The organism is Phaeobacter sp. A36a-5a (genome assembly GCF_037911135.1).
Taxonomy (GTDB): domain Bacteria; phylum Pseudomonadota; class Alphaproteobacteria; order Rhodobacterales; family Rhodobacteraceae; genus Phaeobacter; species Phaeobacter bryozoorum.
The window spans coordinates 1,266,620-1,286,644 of the sequence record NZ_JBBLYU010000001.1 but is presented as its reverse complement, the minus strand read 5'-3'; the positions used below and the strand labels follow the sequence as shown (position 1 = coordinate 1,286,644).

At 62.0% G+C, this 20,025-nt stretch carries 19 protein-coding genes; 2 read left to right on the top strand and 17 right to left on the bottom strand.

Annotation, left to right across the window (positions count from 1 at the left end; genetic code table 11):
- Positions 1 to 53 precede the first annotated feature (53 nt).
- Positions 54 to 506, top strand: a complete 453-nt coding sequence (locus tag WLQ66_RS06055) for an iron-sulfur cluster assembly scaffold protein (protein WP_340545456.1) — start codon at positions 54 to 56, stop codon at positions 504 to 506.
- A gap of 368 nt (positions 507 to 874) precedes the next feature.
- Here the strand turns inward: WLQ66_RS06055 and WLQ66_RS06050 are convergent, their stop codons facing one another.
- The 5 genes from WLQ66_RS06050 to sciP all read right to left on the bottom strand — a co-directional run bounded on the left by WLQ66_RS06050 (position 875) and on the right by sciP (position 6,797).
- Positions 875 to 997, bottom strand: coding sequence for a hypothetical protein (locus WLQ66_RS06050; RefSeq protein ID WP_024097384.1), 123 nt, complete (start codon positions 995 to 997; stop codon positions 875 to 877).
- A gap of 191 nt (positions 998 to 1,188) precedes the next feature.
- Entirely contained in the window at positions 1,189 to 3,279 is a 2,091-nt protein-coding gene (gene recG / locus WLQ66_RS06045; protein WP_340545455.1) for an ATP-dependent DNA helicase RecG, read from the bottom strand.
- Positions 3,276 to 5,471: an NAD-dependent DNA ligase LigA gene (ligA, locus tag WLQ66_RS06040; RefSeq protein ID WP_340546315.1), complete on the bottom strand. Its 2,196-nt coding sequence runs from the start codon at positions 5,469 to 5,471 to the stop codon at positions 3,276 to 3,278. The genes recG and ligA overlap by 4 nt, the downstream gene beginning before the upstream one ends.
- Before the next feature lie 202 nt (positions 5,472 to 5,673).
- Positions 5,674 to 6,393, bottom strand: a complete 720-nt coding sequence (gene ctrA, locus WLQ66_RS06035) for a response regulator transcription factor CtrA (RefSeq protein WP_340545454.1) — start codon at positions 6,391 to 6,393, stop codon at positions 5,674 to 5,676.
- Positions 6,394 to 6,518: 125 nt separating this feature from the next.
- Positions 6,519 to 6,797 (bottom strand): CtrA inhibitor SciP, encoded by a 279-nt coding sequence (gene sciP, locus WLQ66_RS06030; protein ID WP_040104126.1) that lies wholly within the window; start codon positions 6,795 to 6,797, stop codon positions 6,519 to 6,521.
- A 149-nt stretch (positions 6,798 to 6,946) separates the two neighbouring features.
- Between sciP and mnmA the strand changes: the two genes are divergently transcribed.
- A complete protein-coding gene (gene mnmA, locus WLQ66_RS06025) occupies positions 6,947 to 8,092 on the top strand; it encodes a tRNA 2-thiouridine(34) synthase MnmA (RefSeq protein WP_340545453.1) in 1,146 nt (381 codons plus the stop codon).
- A gap of 269 nt (positions 8,093 to 8,361) precedes the next feature.
- On the opposite strand, the gene lpxB is transcribed toward mnmA, so the two are convergent.
- The 12 genes from lpxB to frr form a co-directional block, all read right to left on the bottom strand.
- Positions 8,362 to 9,543: a lipid-A-disaccharide synthase gene (gene lpxB / locus WLQ66_RS06020; protein ID WP_340545452.1), complete on the bottom strand. Its 1,182-nt coding sequence runs from the start codon at positions 9,541 to 9,543 to the stop codon at positions 8,362 to 8,364.
- Positions 9,540 to 10,328 (bottom strand): LpxI family protein, encoded by a 789-nt coding sequence (locus WLQ66_RS06015; protein WP_340545451.1) that lies wholly within the window; start codon positions 10,326 to 10,328, stop codon positions 9,540 to 9,542. Before WLQ66_RS06015 ends, lpxB begins: the two co-directional genes overlap by 4 nt.
- A 4-nt stretch (positions 10,329 to 10,332) precedes the next feature.
- Positions 10,333 to 11,118, bottom strand: coding sequence for an acyl-ACP--UDP-N-acetylglucosamine O-acyltransferase (gene lpxA, locus WLQ66_RS06010; protein ID WP_340545450.1), 786 nt, complete (start codon positions 11,116 to 11,118; stop codon positions 10,333 to 10,335).
- Between the two features lie 5 nt (positions 11,119 to 11,123).
- A complete protein-coding gene (gene fabZ / locus WLQ66_RS06005; RefSeq protein WP_340545449.1) occupies positions 11,124 to 11,588 on the bottom strand; it encodes a 3-hydroxyacyl-ACP dehydratase FabZ in 465 nt (154 codons plus the stop codon).
- A 137-nt stretch (positions 11,589 to 11,725) separates the two neighbouring features.
- Positions 11,726 to 12,376, bottom strand: a complete 651-nt coding sequence (locus WLQ66_RS06000; RefSeq protein WP_340545448.1) for an OmpH/Skp family outer membrane protein — start codon at positions 12,374 to 12,376, stop codon at positions 11,726 to 11,728.
- A 5-nt stretch (positions 12,377 to 12,381) separates the two neighbouring features.
- Positions 12,382 to 14,778: an outer membrane protein assembly factor BamA gene (gene bamA, locus WLQ66_RS05995; RefSeq protein ID WP_340545447.1), complete on the bottom strand. Its 2,397-nt coding sequence runs from the start codon at positions 14,776 to 14,778 to the stop codon at positions 12,382 to 12,384.
- Between the two features lie 125 nt (positions 14,779 to 14,903).
- Positions 14,904 to 15,029: a hypothetical protein gene (locus WLQ66_RS05990; protein WP_340545446.1), complete on the bottom strand. Its 126-nt coding sequence runs from the start codon at positions 15,027 to 15,029 to the stop codon at positions 14,904 to 14,906.
- A 188-nt stretch (positions 15,030 to 15,217) separates the two neighbouring features.
- The gene (gene rseP, locus WLQ66_RS05985) at positions 15,218 to 16,567 is read right to left on the bottom strand and encodes an RIP metalloprotease RseP (RefSeq protein WP_340545445.1); all 1,350 of its coding nucleotides are present in this window, start codon (positions 16,565 to 16,567) and stop codon (positions 15,218 to 15,220) included.
- Positions 16,568 to 16,571: 4 nt separating this feature from the next.
- Positions 16,572 to 17,744: a 1-deoxy-D-xylulose-5-phosphate reductoisomerase gene (dxr, locus tag WLQ66_RS05980; protein ID WP_340545444.1), complete on the bottom strand. Its 1,173-nt coding sequence runs from the start codon at positions 17,742 to 17,744 to the stop codon at positions 16,572 to 16,574.
- Positions 17,744 to 18,535: a phosphatidate cytidylyltransferase gene (locus WLQ66_RS05975; RefSeq protein ID WP_340545443.1), complete on the bottom strand. Its 792-nt coding sequence runs from the start codon at positions 18,533 to 18,535 to the stop codon at positions 17,744 to 17,746. The genes dxr and WLQ66_RS05975 overlap by 1 nt, the downstream gene beginning before the upstream one ends.
- Positions 18,532 to 19,290 (bottom strand): undecaprenyl pyrophosphate synthase, encoded by a 759-nt coding sequence (gene uppS, locus WLQ66_RS05970; protein ID WP_340545442.1) that lies wholly within the window; start codon positions 19,288 to 19,290, stop codon positions 18,532 to 18,534. Before uppS ends, WLQ66_RS05975 begins: the two co-directional genes overlap by 4 nt.
- Before the next feature lie 9 nt (positions 19,291 to 19,299).
- Entirely contained in the window at positions 19,300 to 19,863 is a 564-nt protein-coding gene (frr, locus tag WLQ66_RS05965; protein WP_340545441.1) for a ribosome recycling factor, read from the bottom strand.
- Positions 19,864 to 20,025: the final 162 nt, after the last annotated feature.

Below are 20,025 nucleotides of genomic sequence, written 5' to 3'. Positions count from 1 at the left end.
ACTGGCTCCCTATGTATTGGGAACAGCACGTAAGGGAAAGCCCGAGGTATCCGATGTCCGGCGAGACTGATCTGATAAAACTCTACTCCGCACGGATCCTGGCCCTGGCCGCCGATATCCCGCATCTGGATCGTCTCGACGCCCCGGATGTTACGGTTAAAAAACGCTCGCCACTGTGCGGCTCGACCGTGACCGTCGATCTTCGGATCGAGGATGGCGCGATTGTCGGATTTGGTCAGGACGTCAAAGCCTGTGCGCTTGGCCAGGCCTCGGCGGCGGTTGTCGGCGAGGTCATCCTGGGTCGCACCCTGCCCGAGGTTGAGCGTGCCCGCCAGCAGCTGAAGGCCATGCTGACCGAAGATGGCCCGGTTCCGGACGCGCCGTTTGACGGGTTCGAAGTCCTGATCCCCGCCCGCGAGTTCAAGAACCGCCACGCCTCGATCATGCTGGCGCTCGATGCCACCTATGAGGCTATGCAGACCCATCAGGAACAGAGCTGCGCCTGATGGTCGCCTGCCGATCCAGCGTTACAAGTTCAACATGTTGGATCAGTCGCGCACGCCAACAAGGCAGATCCGCAGTCATGATCCAAGGCCGCCATCTCAGCCGCCGATTGATATGCCTGCCTCACCAGCGCCCGTGACGACAGCCAGAACAACCCTTCCAAACGGGCCACATGAAAAAACCGCCGCACACCTGACAGGTGGCGGCGGCAGTATGCTCTCTCATGCGGGACCCGAACGGGGCCTGTTGACCTGAGGCAGGTCGGCCAGACCGGCAGGCAAACCGGGCAGGCTTGGGACAGGCGGCCCCGTCCGGCATAAAGAGTGCGATCAGGAAATCTCAAAAACTCAAGGCTGGTCGCCCGGCGTCATCACAGCAGACCCGGCAGGTGCAACCCCGCGACCAGCATCACAACCAGTGCCGCCGCGCCAATGGCGTCTTGCAACAGTGTCGATTGGGCATTCTGAACAGTCGTCTTGATTTGGGTCATCATGGTGCATCCTCCTGTCTGTCTTGCGCTCGCTCTCTGGCGTGTTGTTGCCTATTTGTTCTCATATTCAAACGCGGCTGTAAAGAACTTTATGAGAACATTTGCGAACACATGAGAACACGGCGCAAAAACACAAAGCAGCGTCTCGATCATAAGGGCCGCCGCTGATGAAGGTTTCAGCTCAGGAAGACGTGCTAACCGACAGAAATCAAACGGATCGCCTGATCCTGTTTCATCAGCCACAGAAGAACCCGCGCCGCCTGTCCGCGCGGGCTGGACAGATCGGGATCGCTGGCCAGCAGGGCCCGCGCGTCGCTTTGTGCAACAGCCATCAACCCGGCCTGACGGTCCAGATCGGCGATGCGGAATCGCGGCAGCCCCGATTGTGCGGTGCCGATGACATCGCCCGCACCGCGCATCTCAAGATCGGTTTCGGCAATGCGAAAGCCATCCTCGGTCTCGCGCAGGATCTCCAACCGTTTCTGGCCGCCCTTGCTGAGCGGCGCCTGATAGAGCAGGAGACAGGTCGAAGCCGCATCCCCGCGCCCGACACGGCCGCGCAGCTGGTGCAGCTGTGCAAGGCCGAATATCTCGGCCCGCTCGATCACCATGATCGACGCATTGGGCACATTGACTCCGACCTCGATCACCGTTGTGGCCACCAGAACCTTGGTCTCTCCAGCCTGAAAGGCAGCCATCGCCGCGTCTTTCTCCGCCGGGGGCATCTGTCCGTGAACCAGCCCGACCACGCCCTCGCCCAGCGTCGCCCGCAGATGTTTGAACCGCTCCTCGGCGGCGGTCAGATCCATCACCTCGGATTCCTCAACCAGCGGACAGACCCAGTAGCATTGCCGCCCGGCTTCGATGGCGCCGCGCAGATGGCTGACCACCTCCTGCATCCGCTCGGTGCTGATAACCGCAGTCTTGACCGGTTTGCGACCGGGCGGTTTTTCATCCAGTACCGAAACTTCCATATCGCCATATTGCGTCAGCGCCAGCGACCGCGGAATCGGTGTTGCGGTCATCACCAGCACATCCGCGCCTTTGCCCTTTTCCGCCAGCTCCATGCGCTGACGCACGCCAAACCGATGCTGTTCGTCGACAATCGCCAGCCGCAGATCCCGAAACACCACATCCGGCTGAAACACCGCATGGGTGCCGACCAGAATATGAATGTCCCCCCGCGCCAGCGCCGCGCATTTTGCAGCCCGCTCCCGGCCCTTGTCGCGGCCTGTCAGGAGTTCCAGAACAACGCCTGCGGTTTCCGCCAGCGGGCGCAGCGCCTCCAGATGCTGACGGGCCAGAATTTCGGTCGGCGCCATCATGACACCCTGCCCGCCTGCTTCAACTGCGACCAGCAAAGCCATGAAAGCAACAAGAGTTTTGCCAGCGCCGACATCGCCCTGCAACAGACGGTTCATCCGCGCGCCAGCCGCCATATCGGCGGTGATCTCCGCAATTGCGCGGGCCTGCGCATTGGTCGGCCGATAGGGCAAGGCCGCAAGCACCCGCGATTGCAACGCCCCGCTGGCTAGGCTGCTGCGCCCCGGCAACGTCCGATCCCGCAGCCGCGCCAGCGCCAGTGTCAGCTGATGGGCAAACAGCTCATCATAGGCAAGACGTGTCCGACCGGGTGCCTCCGCCGCCAGCGCATCCGGCCCATCGGGGTTATGCGCAGCGCGCAGCGCCTGCTGCCAGCTTGGCCAGGATTCCTTGGTGATCTGCGAGGGATCTGCCCATTCGGCCAGCTCCGGCAAGCGCGATAGCGCGCTTTGCGCCGCCTTGAACATGGTTTTCTGCGACACACCATGGGTCAGGTGATAGACCGGCTCAAAATCGGGGATCTCGGCAGCCTCTGCCAGCGGCAGCATATGGTCAGGGTGCACCATCTGCGCCATGCCATCAAACAGTTCCAGTTTGCCCGACACCACCCGGCGCGCCCCCTCCGGCAGCTGGGCCTCCAGATAGCGGCTGCGACCGTGGAAAAATACCAGCTGGAATTCCTCCTCGGCGTCGCTCACCTGGATCCGGTAGGCGCCCCCCTTGTTCCGCGCCGGCCGATGCGCGCCGATGGTCACCGCAACCGTTGCAACCGTGGGAAAATCAAGCCCGCGAATACTGTCGCGCCGCCGTCGATCCACCACCGAATAAGGCAGCGAAAACAACATGTCACGCGGCGTTTCTATATCAATCTGCGCAAAATGCTGCGCCGTCTTCGGGCCGATACCCTGAAGCGTTTCCAACCCGGCAAACAGCGGGAAGAGGATCTCTGGTCTGCCGCTCATGCGCCCGCAATCAGTTCCAGCCAGCCGTCTTCGTCGAGGATCCGCACGCCAAGATCGCGAGCCTTCTGCTCCTTTGACCCCGCACCGGGACCTGCGACCAGAATATCCGTCTTTTTCGACACCGAGCCGGCCACCTTCGCCCCCAGGGCTTCGGCGCGTGCCTTAGCTTCGGCGCGGGTCATTTTCTCCAGCGTTCCGGTAAAGACCACCGTCAGGCCGGTGACCGGGCTGTCGTTCTTAGGGGCTTCGGGCGGAATGATCGTCAGATGGCCGCGCAAGGCGTCGAAGGCCGCCCGCTCATCGCTATTGGCAAAAGCATCGGAAAGCGACAGACCCAGCGTTGCGCCAATGCCGTCGATCCCGATCAGATCCTCCCATGCCGCGGCGGCCTCCGCAGGCACGTTCAGCGCCGCAATGGCCCGGTCTCGCGCTTCCTTGATGCGGGCGCGACGGCCCTGCTGGGCTGCTGCAACCCGCTCGGCCTCCTCGGCCCCATCCGCTGCGCGCTGCGCCAGGGCGGCCGGGCGGGCCAGATCAACAGCCGCCGCCATCGCGTCCCAATCCGCATAATGCAGCGCCAGATCGCGCGCGCCGACCTCGCCCACGTGGCGAATGCCAAGACCAAAGATCAGCCGGGCCAGCGCGATGTTGCGCTTCTCGTCAATCGCGGCGAAGAGGTTGGCGGCAGAGGTCTCGCCCCAGCCATCGCGGTTTTTCAACTTGGCCAGATTCTGCACATCCCGCGCCTGAAGGGTAAAGATATCGGCCGGCGTTTTGATCGCCAGACCCGCGTCACTGTAAAAGGCTTCGATCTGCTTGGCGCCCAGACCTTCGATATCGAAAGCCTTGCGCGAGACAAAATGCTTCAGCTTCTCAACCGCTTGTGCCGGACAGATCAAGCCGCCGGTACAGCGTCGCACCGCGTCGCCTTCCTCACGCACGGCCGGGCTGCCACATTCCGGGCAAACGGTCGGAAAGGCGAAGGCAACCGCGCTCTCGGGACGTTTGGACAGATCCACATCGGCAATCTTCGGGATCACATCCCCGGCGCGGTAGACCTGAACCCAGTCGGCGACCCGGATATCCTTGCCGTCGCGGATCTCTTCGCCCTTGGAATCCAGCCCGGCGATATAATCCTCATTGTGCAGCGTCGCATTGGAGACAACAACGCCGCCCACCGTCACCGGCTGCAACCGCGCCACCGGGCTGAGTGCGCCGGTCCGTCCAACCTGAATGTCGATGCCCTCCAGCCGCGTCCAGGCCAGTTCAGCCGGAAATTTATGCGCAATCGCCCATCGCGGGGTGGTTGAGCGGAAGCCGAGACGGTCCTGCAAGGCCAGCGCATCCACTTTGTAAACCACGCCGTCGATATCGTAGCCAAGCGTCGCCCGCTGTTCCTCGATCAGGCGATAATGCGCAATCAGCTCGGTTGTGCCCTTGCAATATTTGGTCAGCGGGTTGGTCTGAAAGCCCATGCCCTTCAGGCGTTCAAGCGCTGAAAACTGCGTATCGGCGAGCGGCTCCGACAGCTCGCCCCAGCTGTAGGCAAAAAAGCGCAGCGGCCGCGACCGGGTGATTTCAGCGTTCAGCTGCCGCAGGGATCCCGCCGCCGCATTGCGCGGATTGGCGAAGGTTTTGCCACCCTGTGCGGCGTGCCGATCATTCAGCGCCGTAAAATCCGCATGGCTCATGTAGACCTCGCCGCGCACCTCAAGCACAGCCGGAGCATCGTCGATCCGCTGCGGAATATCGGCAATGGTCAGGGCGTTTTCGGTGACATTCTCCCCCACCGCCCCGTCGCCACGGGTGGCCGCATGGATCAGCCTGCCCGCTTCATAGCGCAGCGACAGCGACAGCCCGTCGATCTTCGGCTCCGCCGTATAGGCCAGCGGGTCCTCGGCGCCGAGGCCGAGATATTTGCGCAGACCTTTGTCGAAATCGCGCACGTCCTCGTCGTCAAAGGCGTTGCCCAGCGACATCATCCGCTGTGCATGGGTGATCTTGCCAAAGCCGGAGGCTATTGGCGCACCAACCGTCTCCAGCTCGGTTGCGATCTCAGCCAGATCGGGAAATTGCTCCGCCAGCGCGCGGTAGCGGCGTTTCTTAGCGTCATATTCCGCATCGCTGATCTCGGGATCGTCGGCCTGATGATAGGCAAGATCGGCGGCGCGCAACTGCTCCTGCAACGCCATAAATTCGCGGCGCGCCTGATCCTTGGTCAAACCGTTCAAATCGCTGTTGCCTGACTGTGTCACGTCTGTCGCCTCGCTTTATCTTAGCTAGGTGATAGGACGGTGACGCCATCGCGTCCAGCCACAGCGCAGGTGGCAGACGTGAAAAATCCCGCCGTAGCGGGATCGTTCGGGAACCGGGTGAGATGAAGGTCGCCCCGGATCAGGCGCCAACAGCCATCCGGTGACCACCAGTCAGCTGATCGTCCTGCGGATCGCGCAGCACATAGCCGCGGCCCCAGACTGTTTCGATGTAGTTATCGCCACCTGTCGCCGTGCTCAACTTCTTGCGCAGCTTGCAGATAAAGACGTCGATAATCTTCAGCTCGGGCTCATCCATGCCGCCATAGAGATGGTTCAGGAACATCTCCTTGGTCAATGTGGTGCCCTTGCGCAGGCTCAGCAGCTCCAGCATCTGGTATTCCTTGCCGGTGAGATGCACGGCCTTGCCTGCAACTTCCACCGTCTTGGCATCCAGATTGACCGAAATCTTGCCGGTGTTGATAATCGACTGCGAATGCCCCTTGGAGCGGCGGATGATGGCGTGAATACGGGCCACCAGTTCCTCGCGATGGAAGGGTTTGGTCAGATAATCATCGGCGCCAAAGCCAAAGCCCTTGATCTTGTTTTCGGTGTCATCTGCACCGGACAGGATCAGAATGGGCGTCTCGATACGGGCCATGCGCAGCTGCCGCAGCACCTCGTGGCCGTTCATATCGGGTAGGTTAAGATCCAGCAGGATCAGATCGTAATCATAGAGTTTAGCAAGATCGATCCCCTCTTCGCCGAGATCGGTCGAATAAACGTTGAGGTTGGCATGAGTCAGCATCAACTCAATGCTCTTCGCCGTTGTTGGATCATCCTCAACAAGAAGAATGCGCATATTATTTTCTCCGCCTGTACACTGTTTCCCTCAGGTCGAATTAACCTTGGTGGAAAAAAGTTAATGGCCCGTTACCATGATGGTTAATTTGCGCGTTCACCTCAAGTCTGAATGATTTTTTTGCGTCAGGATTTACGATAGTCTTTGAGACGGGTGGCTTTCAGGGCGTCCTCGCCAAAGTCCGCAACAGCGGAAACCCAGCTGCGAAACTCCTCTTCGGAGAGGCTGTATCTGCGCAATGCCTCGCTTTGCGGGATCAAGCCGTAGAGGACTCCGCGCACAACCGCCGCCTTGCGTGAGGCCACCCAGCGCCGCGTGGTCTTTGGCGGCAGATCCGCGCGCGTCATCACCGTGCCATCCGGCAGGGTCACAGCGCGCGGGCCATCGACTTTCTTCAAGAACATCTTTTCTTCCTTCGTGTGGAGCATAGAAATTGGTCCGTCCCCACATTTCGCGCAAACGCCTTAAGGAGGGGTGAACCTGCCCCCTTGAGGATCATTAGGATTTTCCTATATTCTGCGGTGTCTTTCCCACATATCCGAGGAGTCGCCTGATGGCGCAGGATGCCAATCCCCAACTGAATTCGCTTGGCTTTGCCAAACCACCGTCGGAGACGCGGGTGGTTGTCGCCATGTCGGGTGGCGTCGACAGCTCTGTTGTTGCTGCACATTTGGCCGATGAAGGCTATGATGTTGTGGGCGTGACGCTACAGCTCTACGACCATGGTGCGGCGCTTGCAAAGAAAGGCGCCTGCTGTGCGGGGATCGATATCCATGATGCGCGCCGAGTCGCCGAAGAGCGCGGCTTTCCGCATTACGTGCTGGATTATGAGAACATTTTTAAGGATGCGGTGATCGATGAGTTCGCCGACAGCTATCTGGCTGGCGCAACCCCGGTACCCTGTATCCGCTGCAACGAACGGGTCAAGTTCAAGGATCTGCTGGAAACCGCCCGCGATCTGGAAGCCGACTGCATGGCCACCGGCCACTATATCCAGCGCAAGGATGGGCCAAACGGGCCCGAGCTGCATTCGGCCGAGGATGCCAACCGCGACCAGAGCTATTTCCTGTTCTCCACCACCCCCGAGCAGCTGGACTATCTGCGATTCCCGCTGGGACATCTGCCGTCAAAGGACGCCACCCGCGAGATGGCGGCACAATATGGTCTGGCGGTGGCCGATAAACCCGACAGCCAAGACATCTGCTTTGTTCCCAATGGTGATTATGCCAGCGTGATCGAGAAACTGCGCCCCGGCGCGGCGGAGCCGGGGGACATCGTTCATGCCGATGGCCGGGTGCTCGGCCGTCACAACGGTGTCATCCACTACACCATCGGCCAGCGTCGCGGCCTCGGCATCGGCGGGCTGAGCGAACCGCTTTATGTGGTGAAACTGGATGTGGACAAGAAACAGGTCGTCGTTGGGCCCAAGGACTTGCTGGCCACCCGCACCATCCCGGTGCGGGAAATCAACTGGCTCGGCGATGAGCCTTTCACCAGCCGCGACGAATGGCATCTGAAGGTCAAGGTCCGCTCGACCCGGCCCCCGCGCGATGCGGTGATCCGTCCGATCTCGGAGACCGAAGCCGAGGTCGAACTGCTGACCCCGGAAGAGGGTATTTCCCCCGGACAGGCCTGCGTGTTCTATGCTGAGGAGGGCAGCCGTATCTTTGGCGGCGGCTGGATCTGGCGCGGCTACTGACACGGCCAGTAACACGGTGCGTCTGTCAGGGAAGGCGCAGCCTCCGCGCGGGACCCGGCTTGTCCTTGACAGACCCTCCCCAAATCCAAAATCGAGATAGCGCCTGAGGGCAGACCTGCCCTTAGGCGCATCTCAGCATAACAAAATCCATCACCACACCACGCCCAACGGCACATGCTCAGTCACCCGCATTGCGGCGCGCACCGCGCGGGTGCATAGCGCCCGCGCTACGAGAGGCCACCTGCCGGAGGCTCTGCATCCGGCAGGCTTCAGGAGACGGCGGAGGTCTGCGCAGACAAACGATCCAACACTGCGCGGGCCGCGCGCAGACCGGGGTCTTCGCCCCCCTCGCCCAGCCGCTCCATCGTGATCGCCATGGCAGAGGATTGCGCGGTAGGCGCCGCCTTGACCTTGATCAGCGCCTTGGCGATAGCCTCCGGCGTACACTCAGGGCCGAGGCATTCCGGCACCACGCGTGTATCGCTGACCAGATTGACCAGCGTGACGGTGTCAATCAACGCCATGCGCCGCATGATATGCCAGGTGAGCCACTGGAATTTATAGGCAATCACCATTGGGGTGCGCGCCGCCGCCAGCTCCAGCGAGACCGTACCAGAAGCCGCAAGCGCCAGATCCGCCGCCGCAAAAGCCGCGCGTTTATGCGCCTTGGCCACTTCACCGTCCAGCGTATTGGGGTCGATCACCACCGCGGTATCCGACCATTCCGCAAGATGGCTGCGCACCAGATCGGCAACCGGAGCTGCGGCCGGCACCACGATCCGATACTCCGGGTGGCTGTCCTGAAACTGTTTCAGGGCTGCACCGAATACCGGCGCCAGACGTATCACCTCAGAGCGCCGCGATCCCGGCAGCGCCAGAATGCAGGGCGCCTCCTCCAGCTGGTACTGGCTGCGAAAGGCGGCAATCTCCTCCGCCGTGGCCTGTGGCTCCCCCACAACGGGGTGGCCAACGAAATCACACTCCATGCCAGCCGCTTCCATATAGGGCGGCTCAAACGGCAGCAGCGCCAGCACATGATCGATGACCTTGGCCATCTTCTCCGCCCGCTTGGGGCGCCAGGCCCAGACCGATGGCGCCACATAATGTACCGTGCGAATACTGCTGGCTTCTTTCACCAATGCGGCGACCCGTAGGGAGAAATCCGGGCTGTCGATGGTGATCATCACATCCGGCTTCATGTCCAGAACCGCCTCTGCGGTTTCGCGAATGCGGCGCTTCAGCTGGCGGTATTTCGGCAGCACCTCGGCCAGCCCCATGACCGACAGTTCCGACATATCGAAGCGCGACTTTAGGCCTTGTTCAGCCATCAGCGCGCCGCCAACCCCCTCAAAGATGATATCCGGGCAGAGCTGCCGCAGACCTGCCATCAGCGCACCGCCAAGGCGGTCCCCAGAAGGCTCGCCTGCGAGGATGAACACCCGTAGGCTCATGCGCTGCGCAGCCAGAGAAACAGCCCGAGCCGATTGCAGGTGGCCACCACCTCATCCTGATCGAGCACGATAACACCGCCTGCCTCCAGCACGATCCCCGACAGCCCAGCCTTGGCCGCCAGCTCAACCGTCTGCACGCCAATCGTGGGCAGATCCGCGCGGCGGTCCTGTCCGGGTTTGGGCGCCTTGAACAGCAGACCTCCGGTGCCGTCAGGCCGGTTCTGCAACGCCGTCAGCATCCAGTCGGTGCCAAAGAGGTTCTCGACCGCAATCGCCTGTCCGCGCCGCACCGCGCAGGACTGGCCGACATCGGCGCGGCACATGGCCTCGACAACCTCTGCGCCGCGTTCTGCATCGCGCCGGTCCAATTCGCCGGGCTGCACCTCGGTCGGGATGCCCTCGGCCATCACCAGATCCGGTGCTACCTCATGGGCGGCGCGCACGCACATGCCCGCCTGCTCAAAAAGGCCGATGATGGCGCGCAATGCCCCGTCGTCACCTGCGGCAATCGCCCCCTGCAGAATCGGAACCAGCGGCATGGTCTCGGCATCAATCTGCGATGGATCAATGGCCGGGCGGCGCACAGCGCCCGCCAGGCAGATCTCGCGCACGCCGCTGGCCGACAGGCGCGCGATAAAGCTGCCGAGCTGTTCCAGGCGAAAGGTCAGCTCCGGCTCAATGTGATCGGGCTCGGAGCCGCGCATGGCACAGACCAGCGGCCGGTCGGACAGGCGCGCGGCCAGTTCGGCAGGCAGTGCGCCCTGCCCTGCAATCAATGCCAGCATGGTCTCAGCCTCCCGGCGTCAGGAAAGAGCGGTCACTCTCGCCGGTAATGAAATCAACGATTTCCTGCACGTATTCGCTGTCGCTCTCTGCGCCAAGACGGCGCGCGCGCTCCTGAAACGTGCCCTCGCCCTGGGCCAGCATCTGAAAGGCCGCGCGCAGCGCGGTGATATCCGCACGCTGCACGCCCCGGCGTTTCAGGCCGACAAGGTTCAGCCCGTCCAGCTCACCGCGCGGCGCCTGCACCAGCCCGTAGGGAATCACATCATTGGTCACCATGGTGACCGCGCCGACAATGGCGCCGTGACCGATGCGCACCCATTGGTGAATGCCGGACAGGCCGCCGATGATGACGTCATCTTCCAGCACGCAGTGGCCCGCAACCGCAGCGGAATTCACCACGATCACACGATCTCCGATCTGCGCATCATGGGCGATGTGGCAACCGGCCATGAACAAGCCGTCATCACCGATCCGCGTGATCCCGCCGCCGCCTTCGGTGCCGGCATTCACCGTCACATGCTCTCGGATGCGGTTGCGCTTGCCGATCACGGTCTTGCAGCGCTCGCCCTTGAACTTCAGATCCTGCGGAATCTCGCCCAGCACGGCAAAGGAGAACACCGTGGTATCCTCTCCGATCTCGGTATCTCCGGTGACGACCACATGGGATTTCAGCTCAACCCGGTCGCCGAGCACGACCTCAGGGCCAATCAGGCAGAACGGTCCAATGACGCAATCGGCGCCAATCTTCGCCCCTTCTTCGACCACCGCGCTGGGATGGATCCGGGTCATCTGTGTCAATCCTTCTGCACGTCGATCATGGCCGAGAACTCGGCCTCCGCCGCAGTCTCACCATTGACGGTTGCAACACCCTTGAACTTGAAGATCTTGCCACCGGGCTTGCCCCTTGTGGTCTCCACCCGCATCTCCAGCACATCGCCGGGGATCACCTTGCGGCGGAATTTGCATTTGTCGATGTTCATGAAATAGATCAGCAGCTCGGTGTCGATCATATCCATGCCTACGCCCAGCATCACGCCCGCAGTCTGTGCCATCGCCTCGACGATGGTGACGCCCGGCATAATCGGCGTGCCCGGGAAATGGCCCTGGAAATGCGGTTCGTTCATGGTGACGTTCTTGATCCCGCAGGCCGAGGAATAGCCGTCGATCTCGACCACCTTGTCGACCAGCAGAAACGGGTAGCGATGCGGCAGGATCCGCTGGATCAGGTGAATGTCGGCGCTTTTCAGCTCGGTTGTCATTGCGGTTTCCCCGTTTTCTGAATGTTAGGTATGTCCTAGCAACTGCCCACAGCTTCGGCAAGCGGCAGACCCGGCGATGGCTGCACGGTCGGCGCCCTGCCTCCGCCTGAGGCAATCGCCAGCCGGGCGCGGTAAGCCTATTCGCCGGTGGCCTCGGGCAGGCTCTCACGCCCGTCGCCGAGCACTTCGTTCACCCGCGCGATCGCCAGATCGGTGACATCCGCGGCATCTGCGCTCAGAAACACGCTGGCGTGTTCCAGAATGGCTCCAGCCCCGGCTTCCAACATGATCTGTTGCAGCACAGGCAGCGAAGCGGTGAAGAAATCACGCCGTGCATCTTCGCCGATCTGATTGATATCGCGCAGTTTCTGATCCTGTTGACGACGGGTTTCCTGCACCTTTTTGTCAAAAGCATCGGCCAGCGCGCGAAACGCCGCAGGATCCATGCTGCTGCGACGCTCGGTCAGCTCAAGTTCCTCTGCACGCAGCTCCGCCTCGATCCGGCGGTTTTCGGCCGTCAGGACCGCACCCTCGGCATCCAGTTCCTGGGAAACACGCTGACCAAAGGCGCTCTCGGCATAGAGCCGCTCGGACTGGATGGTCAGCAGCCCGGTCTGCGGTGCGCCCAGCTGCAATGTCTCGCCAAAGGCAAAGCCCGCCCCCGGTAATGCCGTCTCCTGCGCCATCGCAGGCAGCACCAGCAGCGGCAGCATCGCAAGCCCGCGCACAAAAGGCGCCAGCATCTCAGCCAGCGCCCCCGTGTGCCGTGTGTCCACAGCTCGTGTCATTGCGATCAGAACCGCGCCTGCAACGTCAAATCAAAGCTCTGCTCTTGGTCGAAGTCTTCTTTCTTCAGCGCCTTGGAGAAATTGAACCGCAAAGGACCAAATCCGGTTGTCCACAACAGCGAGAAGCCGACCACATGACGGTACGACCCGCCGCGCCCGACAATATTGCCGCCCGCCGCGCCGGTATCGGCATTGTTCAGACCCCAGAGGTTGCCCACATCATAGAACAGACCGCCTCGCAGGCCGATCTCTTCCGGCAGGCCCAGCGGGAATTCCGCATCAAAGCGGGCCGCCGCGTAATAGTTGCCGCCGAGGAAGTCGTTATAGGTCCCGCCTGCGCCATTGGGCGACTGGTCCCGTGGACCGATACCACCCGGTTCAAAACCACGCAGGATATTGGGCGACAGGACAAACCGATCAATGGAGCGGCTGAAGCCATCCCCCTGCCAGGCAAAGGCGCCTGCCTCGATCGTTGCCCGCAATGTCACCTCTTCGTTGAAGACACGACGCTGGGCGATGATCTTTGCGGTGGTGCGCAGATATTCGGAATCCCCGCCAAGCCCGGCATAATCGGCCCCAACCTGGAACAGATAGCCCGAATTCGGATCCAGTCCGTTCAGGCGGCTGTCAACAGTATAGGTAAAGCCGATGGAACTGGCGTTGATCGCACCCTGGTTGATCTCGCTTCGAACCACAGGACCGGCCAGCGGGATCCCGGCGGAATCATCACCACGGGTGATCATCTCATCCTCATCCCAGGTGTACCGGATCTGAAGGCTGCTGTTTTCCGAGGTTTGGAAGGTCAGCGCGGGCGAGAAGAACGCACGTTTGGTGTCGTAAAGCGCAAAGCTGGAATCCGTCTCAGACAGACCCAGATCCAGATCAAGACGCAGGTCGCGCCCCAGAAGATAGGGCTCGGTGAAGCCAAGCGTGTATTCCTCGGCGTCCTGAGCGGTCGAGATGTTGAACGACAGGCGCTGCCCCCGACCAAGGAAGTTGTTCTCCGACAGGCCGATGCTGAGACCGAAGCCGTCGTTGACCGAGTAGGCACCACCAAGGCTCAGTGCACCCGTCGGCTTTTCCTCGACGTCCACATCGACAACCACCTCACCGGCGCTGCTGCCTTCGCGCACGTCCACCTCGGCGGTTTCAAAGAACCCCAGCGCACGGATGCGTTCAGCGCTTTCGCGGATTTCGCGCGGATTGAACGGGTCGCCCTCGACGGTGCGGAACTGCTGACGGATCACCCGGTCCAGCGTGGTTGTGTTGCCTTCGATGTCGATCCGCTCAACGAACACGCGCGGGCCACGGGTCAGCACAAAATCCACGTCCAGCGTCAGCTCGCGATCATTGCGGCTGATCCGCGGCTCGGCCCGCAGGAAATCAATCCCCTTGCGGATCGCATATGTTTCCAGGCGCCGGATGGCATTTTCCACCACGCTCGGCGAATAGGTTACCCCGGGGCGGACCCTCAGAACCTTGCGGAACTCATCGGCGTCAGCTTCCGACATCTCGCTGGTGACCGAGATTTCGCCAAACTCGAACTTCTGGCCCTCGCTGATATCCACCACCAGGAAGGCGGCGTCGCGTTCTTCGGTTACCTCGGCATTGGTGCTGTTGATACGCACGTCAACATAGCCGCGCGACAGGTAGAAATCGCGCAGCACCTGCTTGTCGAATTCCAGACGGTCCTCGATCAGCGTATCGGCGCGGATGAAGGTGCGCAGCAGACCGGCCTGTTTGGTCTCCAGCACGCGGCGCAGACGACGATCGGAATAGACGCGGTTGCCGATGAAGGACACGCGCTCGACCTCGATGGTGTCACCTTCGGAGATTTCGAACACCAGATCGACACGGTTGTCGCTGCGCCGGATGATGCGCGGTGTCACGGTTGTGGCCAGACGTCCCTGTGCACCATAGGCTTCGGCCAGATTGGAGGCATCACGCTCGGCGACCGTGGGGTTGAATACCCGGCGCGGCGCCGATTCGATCAGCTCGGCCATGGCATCGTCCTTGATGCGGCGATTGCCTTCAAAGCTGATCTTGTTGATGGTCGGAAATTCGGTGACCTTGATCACCAGCGTATTGCCCTGCGGAACAATCTCGACGCTTTCGAATACGCCGCTGTCCAGAATGCGCTGATAGGCATCGTTGAGCTGCCCGGCGCTCACCGATTTGCCCCGCTCAATGCCGGTATAGGCCACAATTGTTGAGGTCTGGATGCGTTGATTGCCCTCGACCTGAACGTTTGTGAAACTATAGCTCTGCGCCACCGCGAACTCTGGCGTCAGGACAAATCCCAAGGCAACAGCCAGCGCTACAGCAGATGCGTTTCTATACAAAATATGGGCACCTAATTTGCGCCCCCCACAGGATCTACCTGTGTGCTTCCCCCGAACCATCAGTCAAAACCCGATTTTTTTACAGCTTAATCCGTGCGTATCGGGTTTATCAGCGCTTGTCAAAAACAACAAAAAGGCGCGCGGGATGACCCCACGCGCCAGATTGCTTGCAACAGGTTGAAAACTCAGAGACTGCCGATCCAGGCCCCGGCCACCAGCGCTCCCAAAATCGTCGCCACAGACATGGCGCGGTCCCAGTTCAGGCGCATAAAAAGACCCAATCCCGTATTGGTAATATGCAGGCTGCTCATGGCGTCCACTCTCCCGTTTATCTAAAAAAAGATCCCACATCCGCCACAACCGCGCCGCGATCTGCGGCACCGCTGCCCACCGGCGGCTTACCAAAGGATTAACAGGGGAATGTGGCGACAGTTTGGCGCGCCCTGCTGCTGCGGGATCTGCCGACCAGCCGGATCGTGGCCGGTCGGCAAGAAAGCGCCTAGCAGAAGATATCGTTGAAAAGCGCAAACATCATCAGGCTGAGGATGGCGGAGATACCAACCGCCATCAGTACCCGCATCACCGCATCATTCGGCGGCTTACCGGTCACCGCCTCATAGGCGTAGAACATCAGATGCCCGCCATCCAGCGCCGGGATCGGGAACAGGTTCAGCAGGCCAACGGCAGTGGAGAGCACGGCGATAAACCGAATGAAGCTGGCCGCCCCCTGGCTTGCCATCGCACCAGAGGTCTCGGCAATGCCAATCGGACCCGACAGGTTGCAGGTGCTGATCGCACCGGTGATCATATGTTTCAGCCCGGAAAGCGACATTTCGACCACGCCCCAGACCTGCGCCGCGCCACCGCCAAGCGCCTCTCCAAGGCCCAGGCTCTCGGTCGCAGGCTCAAACGCCAGACCACCGACAATGCCCATACGCCAGCGGGTGGCAAAGCCGCCATCCGCCTGCGGCTCATCCACACGGCGGGGCGCCAGAGCCATCTCGAACTCTTCGCCAGCGCGCCAGACCTTCAGCAGCAACACCTTGCCCTCGGCGCTTTCAACCGCACGTTTCAGCTGGTCAAAGGCAAAGATCGGCGCGCCATCCACGGCGGTGATCACATCGCCCGGCTGCAGGTCGATGTCAGACGCGGCACTGCGCGGTGCCACGCCACGCACATGCGGCGGCCAGGGATACGGTCCTTCGACCTCGGTCTGCTGGCCGTCGCGCAGCACGGTATAGGTTAGCGGCTGCTGTTCCGGCACCGCATCGCGGAAGGCCGCAAAGGCAGTGTTATCCTCCAGCGAGGGAACATCGACACCGTTGATCTGCAACAGCGCGTCACCTTCGCGCAGGCCGGTTTGCAGCCCCGGCAGCGGCACCAGCCGCTCCACCGTCAGCGGATCGCGCATGGTGCCCTGCACCATGAAAACACCGGCAAAAATCAGCGCGGACATGATGAAGTTGAACACCGGCCCCGCCGCGACGGTGGCCGCCCGCGCCCAAAGCGGCGCGCCGTGCATCGTGCGCCGCAGCGCCACCGGATCAGCCGCCGCATCCGCCATTGCCGCGCTATCCTTGCCCGAGGCCGCATCCGCATCACCAAGGAACTTCACGTAGCCACCAAACGGCAGCAGCGCCACCTGCCAGCGGGTGCCGCGCTTGTCCACCCGCGAAAACAGCACCGGACCGAATCCCAGCGAGAAGACCTCGGCATGGATCCCGGACCAGCGCCCGACGATGTAATGGCCATATTCATGCACAGCCACGATCACCGACAGGGCCACCACAAAGCTGGCAATCACATAGAGATACCCGCCAAACTGCGGAAGAAAGGAGACGAGATCCAAGGGCTTACCTTACATATTTCAAAATTTCATTGTCGGCGTCCATACGGGCGAGATGGTCGGTCCGGCGCACCGTATCAAGTGTCATTGCCTCATCTAGCCCGCGATCTGCACTGTCAAATTGATCCAGCACCCGCGCCACCACTTCGGCCATGTCCAGAAAGCCGATGCGCCCGGCGATGAAATGATCCAGCGCCCGTTCCTTGGCGGCATTGAACACCGCCCCCATCAGCCCGCCCCGCGCCATCACATCATAGGCCAGCCGCAATGCCGGATAGCGCGCGGGATCAGGCGCCCGAAACGTCAGCTGCGCCAGCCGCGCCAGATCCAGCCGCTCCACAGGCAGCTCGCGCCGTTCGGGCCAATGCAGCGCATAACCAATGGCATGGCGCATATCCGGCGCGCCGAGATGCGCCATCAGCGCACCGTCGCGAAAACCGACCAGCGCGTGAACGATGGATTCAGGATGCACCACCACTTCGATCTGGTCTGGATCGACGCGAAAAAACTCACGGGTCTCAATGACTTCCAGCGCCTTGTTGAACATGGACGCACTGTCGATAGTGATCCGCTGGCCCATGTCCCAATTGGGATGCGAGGAGGCCTGTGCCACCGTGGCGGTCTTCAGCTGCTCCAGCGGCCAGTCGCGAAACGCCCCGCCAGAGGCGGTGATCACCACACGTTCCACCGCCGCGATGTCTTCACCGACCAGCCCCTGAAACACCGCCGAATGTTCGCTGTCCACGGGCAGGAGCCGCGCATTATGGCTGCGGGCGGTCTCCAGCAGCAGCGCTCCGGCGCAAACCAGCGATTCCTTATTCGCCAGCGACAGAGTCGCGCCCTGCTTCAGCGCCTCGAGCCCCGGAGCAAGGCCAGCCGCGCCGACAATCGCCGACATGACCCAATCCGCAGGTCGCGACGCCGCCTCGACCAGCGCCGCCTGCCCGGCGGCCGCCACGATGCCCGAACCGTCCAGGGCGGCCCGCAGCTCCGGCAGCTTGTCATCATAGGCGGTCACGGCGATATCGGCACGCAGCGCTCTGGCATCCTGTGCCAGCTGGGCAATATTGGCGCCACCGGTCAGCGCCACCACATTGTAGTCACCGGGGGCCCGCCGGATCAGGTCAATCGTATTCTGACCAATGGACCCGGTGGCCCCGAAAATCGAGATCTTGCGCATCAGATCGTCCCGCCGGGCAAACCCCACAGGCTGAGTACCAGCAGCACCATGGCCGCCGCGCCCAGCATACCGTCAAAGCGGTCGAACAGCCCGCCGTGGCCCGGGATCAGGCCGCTGGAATCCTTCACAGCCATCTTCCGTTTCAGCGCGCTTTCGGCAACGTCACCGGCCTGGCTGGCCATGGAGACTAGCACCGACAACAGCACGACGCCAAAGCCAAGCCCGCCCTGCACCGCAAAGACCGCACCAACAGCTGCGGCCGCGATCCAGCCCGCAGAGGTGCCGGACCAGGTTTTCTTCGGGCTCACACGCGGCCAGAATTTCGGCCCGCCAAAGGTCTTACCCGCGAAATAGCCCGCAATATCCGTGGCCACCACAACCGAGATCAGCCAGATCATCCAATCCAGCCCCAGCGCGCTGCGCATCCAGATGAACGCATAGGCCGCGAACAGCACCCAAAGCGCGAAACCGATGTAAATGCCCCGGCGGATGTCGATGGCCAGCGCGCCCAGCAGCGCCGGTATCAGCAGCAGGCCAAGCGCCCAGCCGCCGCCCATCAGCGCTGCGGCCAGCACCGCCCCCATCGACAGAACGCCGAGCGGCAGCGCCAGCCCCTGACGATCAGGCACCACCATGCGCAGCAATTCCCAGATCATGCCACCACAGGCCGCCGCGATCAGCAGGTCAAACACCACGCCCCCGCGCCACACGGCCCAGCCACCCACGACGATCATTACGATGGCGGAGATCACCCGCGGCATCAGATCGGCCCAACGTCCCGCGGCGCTCATGTCTTCACCGCGCCAAACCGGCGATCCCGCTGCCCGTAGCTGCGGCACAGCCGGTCCATCTCGTCGGCGGTGAAATCCGGCCACAGCGTGTCGATGAACTCATATTCCGCATAGGCCGACTGCCACAGCAGAAAGTTGGAGATCCGCGCTTCACCGCTGGTGCGGATGACCAGATCTGGATCGGGCAACACATGGGTATCGAGATAACGTGGCAGGGTTTCCTCATCCACATCCGCAGGGTTCAGGCGCCCCGCTGCCACATCCTCGGCCAGCCGTTTGGTGGCCCGCGCCACCTCGTCACGGCTGCCATAATTCAGCGCGATGGTCAGGTGGGTACCGTCATTGCAGGCGGTCTCCTGCTCCAGCTGGTCCATCAGCGCGACCAGCTTTTTGTCCAGCCGCACCCGGTCCCCGATGAAACGGACCCGGACATTGCGCTGCGACAGCGCTTTCATCTCCTTGGAGATATAGCGGCGGAACAGGCTCATGAGGCCTGCGACCTCCACCTGTGTGCGCTTCCAGTTCTCGGTCGAAAAGGCAAAGATGGTGAGGTATTTCACCCCCAGCGCGGGGCAGCATTCCACCACCTCGCGCACCCGTTTGGCGCCCGCGTGGTGACCGAACAGACGCGGACGGCCCCGCGCCTGTGCCCAGCGGCCATTGCCATCCATGATGATGGCAACATGTTTCGGGCCGCGTTCCGGTGCGAGGTCGCTCTCATCCGGCGCCAGGACGGTGTCTGTGCTCTGTGACATAAGCAGGTGTCAGACCTGCATAATTTCGGCTTGTTTGGTTTCCAGAGCCGCGTCGACAACCTTAATCATCTTGTCGGTCAGCTCCTGAACTTCGCCTTCCCAGAGCTTCTGGTCGTCCTCGGACATGCCGTCGGCCTTGGCTTTCTTGATCTGGTCCATCCCATCGCGGCGCACGTTGCGGATCGATACGCGGGCGTGTTCGGCGTACTGGCCGGCAACCTTGGTCAGCTCGCGGCGGCGCTCCTCGTTCAGCTCCGGGATCGGCAGCATGATGATGGTGCCGTTAAGCTGCGGGTTGATGCCCAGGCCGGATTCGCGGATCGCCTTCTCCACCTTGCCGACCAGCGCCTTGTCCCAGACGTTGATGGTGACCATGCGCGGCTCCGGCACGTTGACGGTGCCAACCTGGTTGATCGGCGTCATCGAGCCATAGGCGTCCACCATCACGGGCTCCAGCATCGAGGCGGAGGCACGACCGGTCCGCAGCGACGCGAATTCGGTTCTGAGATTGGCCATGGCACCATCCATGCGGCGCTGTAGATCATCGGTATCGAGAATAAAATCGTCAGACATTCTGCTCTCCCCTGACTTGAGGCGGTGTTTGCATTGCTCATAAGACATTGGTGCGGCGTTGTATAGCGATCTTGCCGCAGATTTGAAGCGGCCACAGGCAGGGTTCTGCCCTTCTCCAGGACGGCCCGGCACCGCAGCCGGTCAGCCGCCGCCGCACAAGAC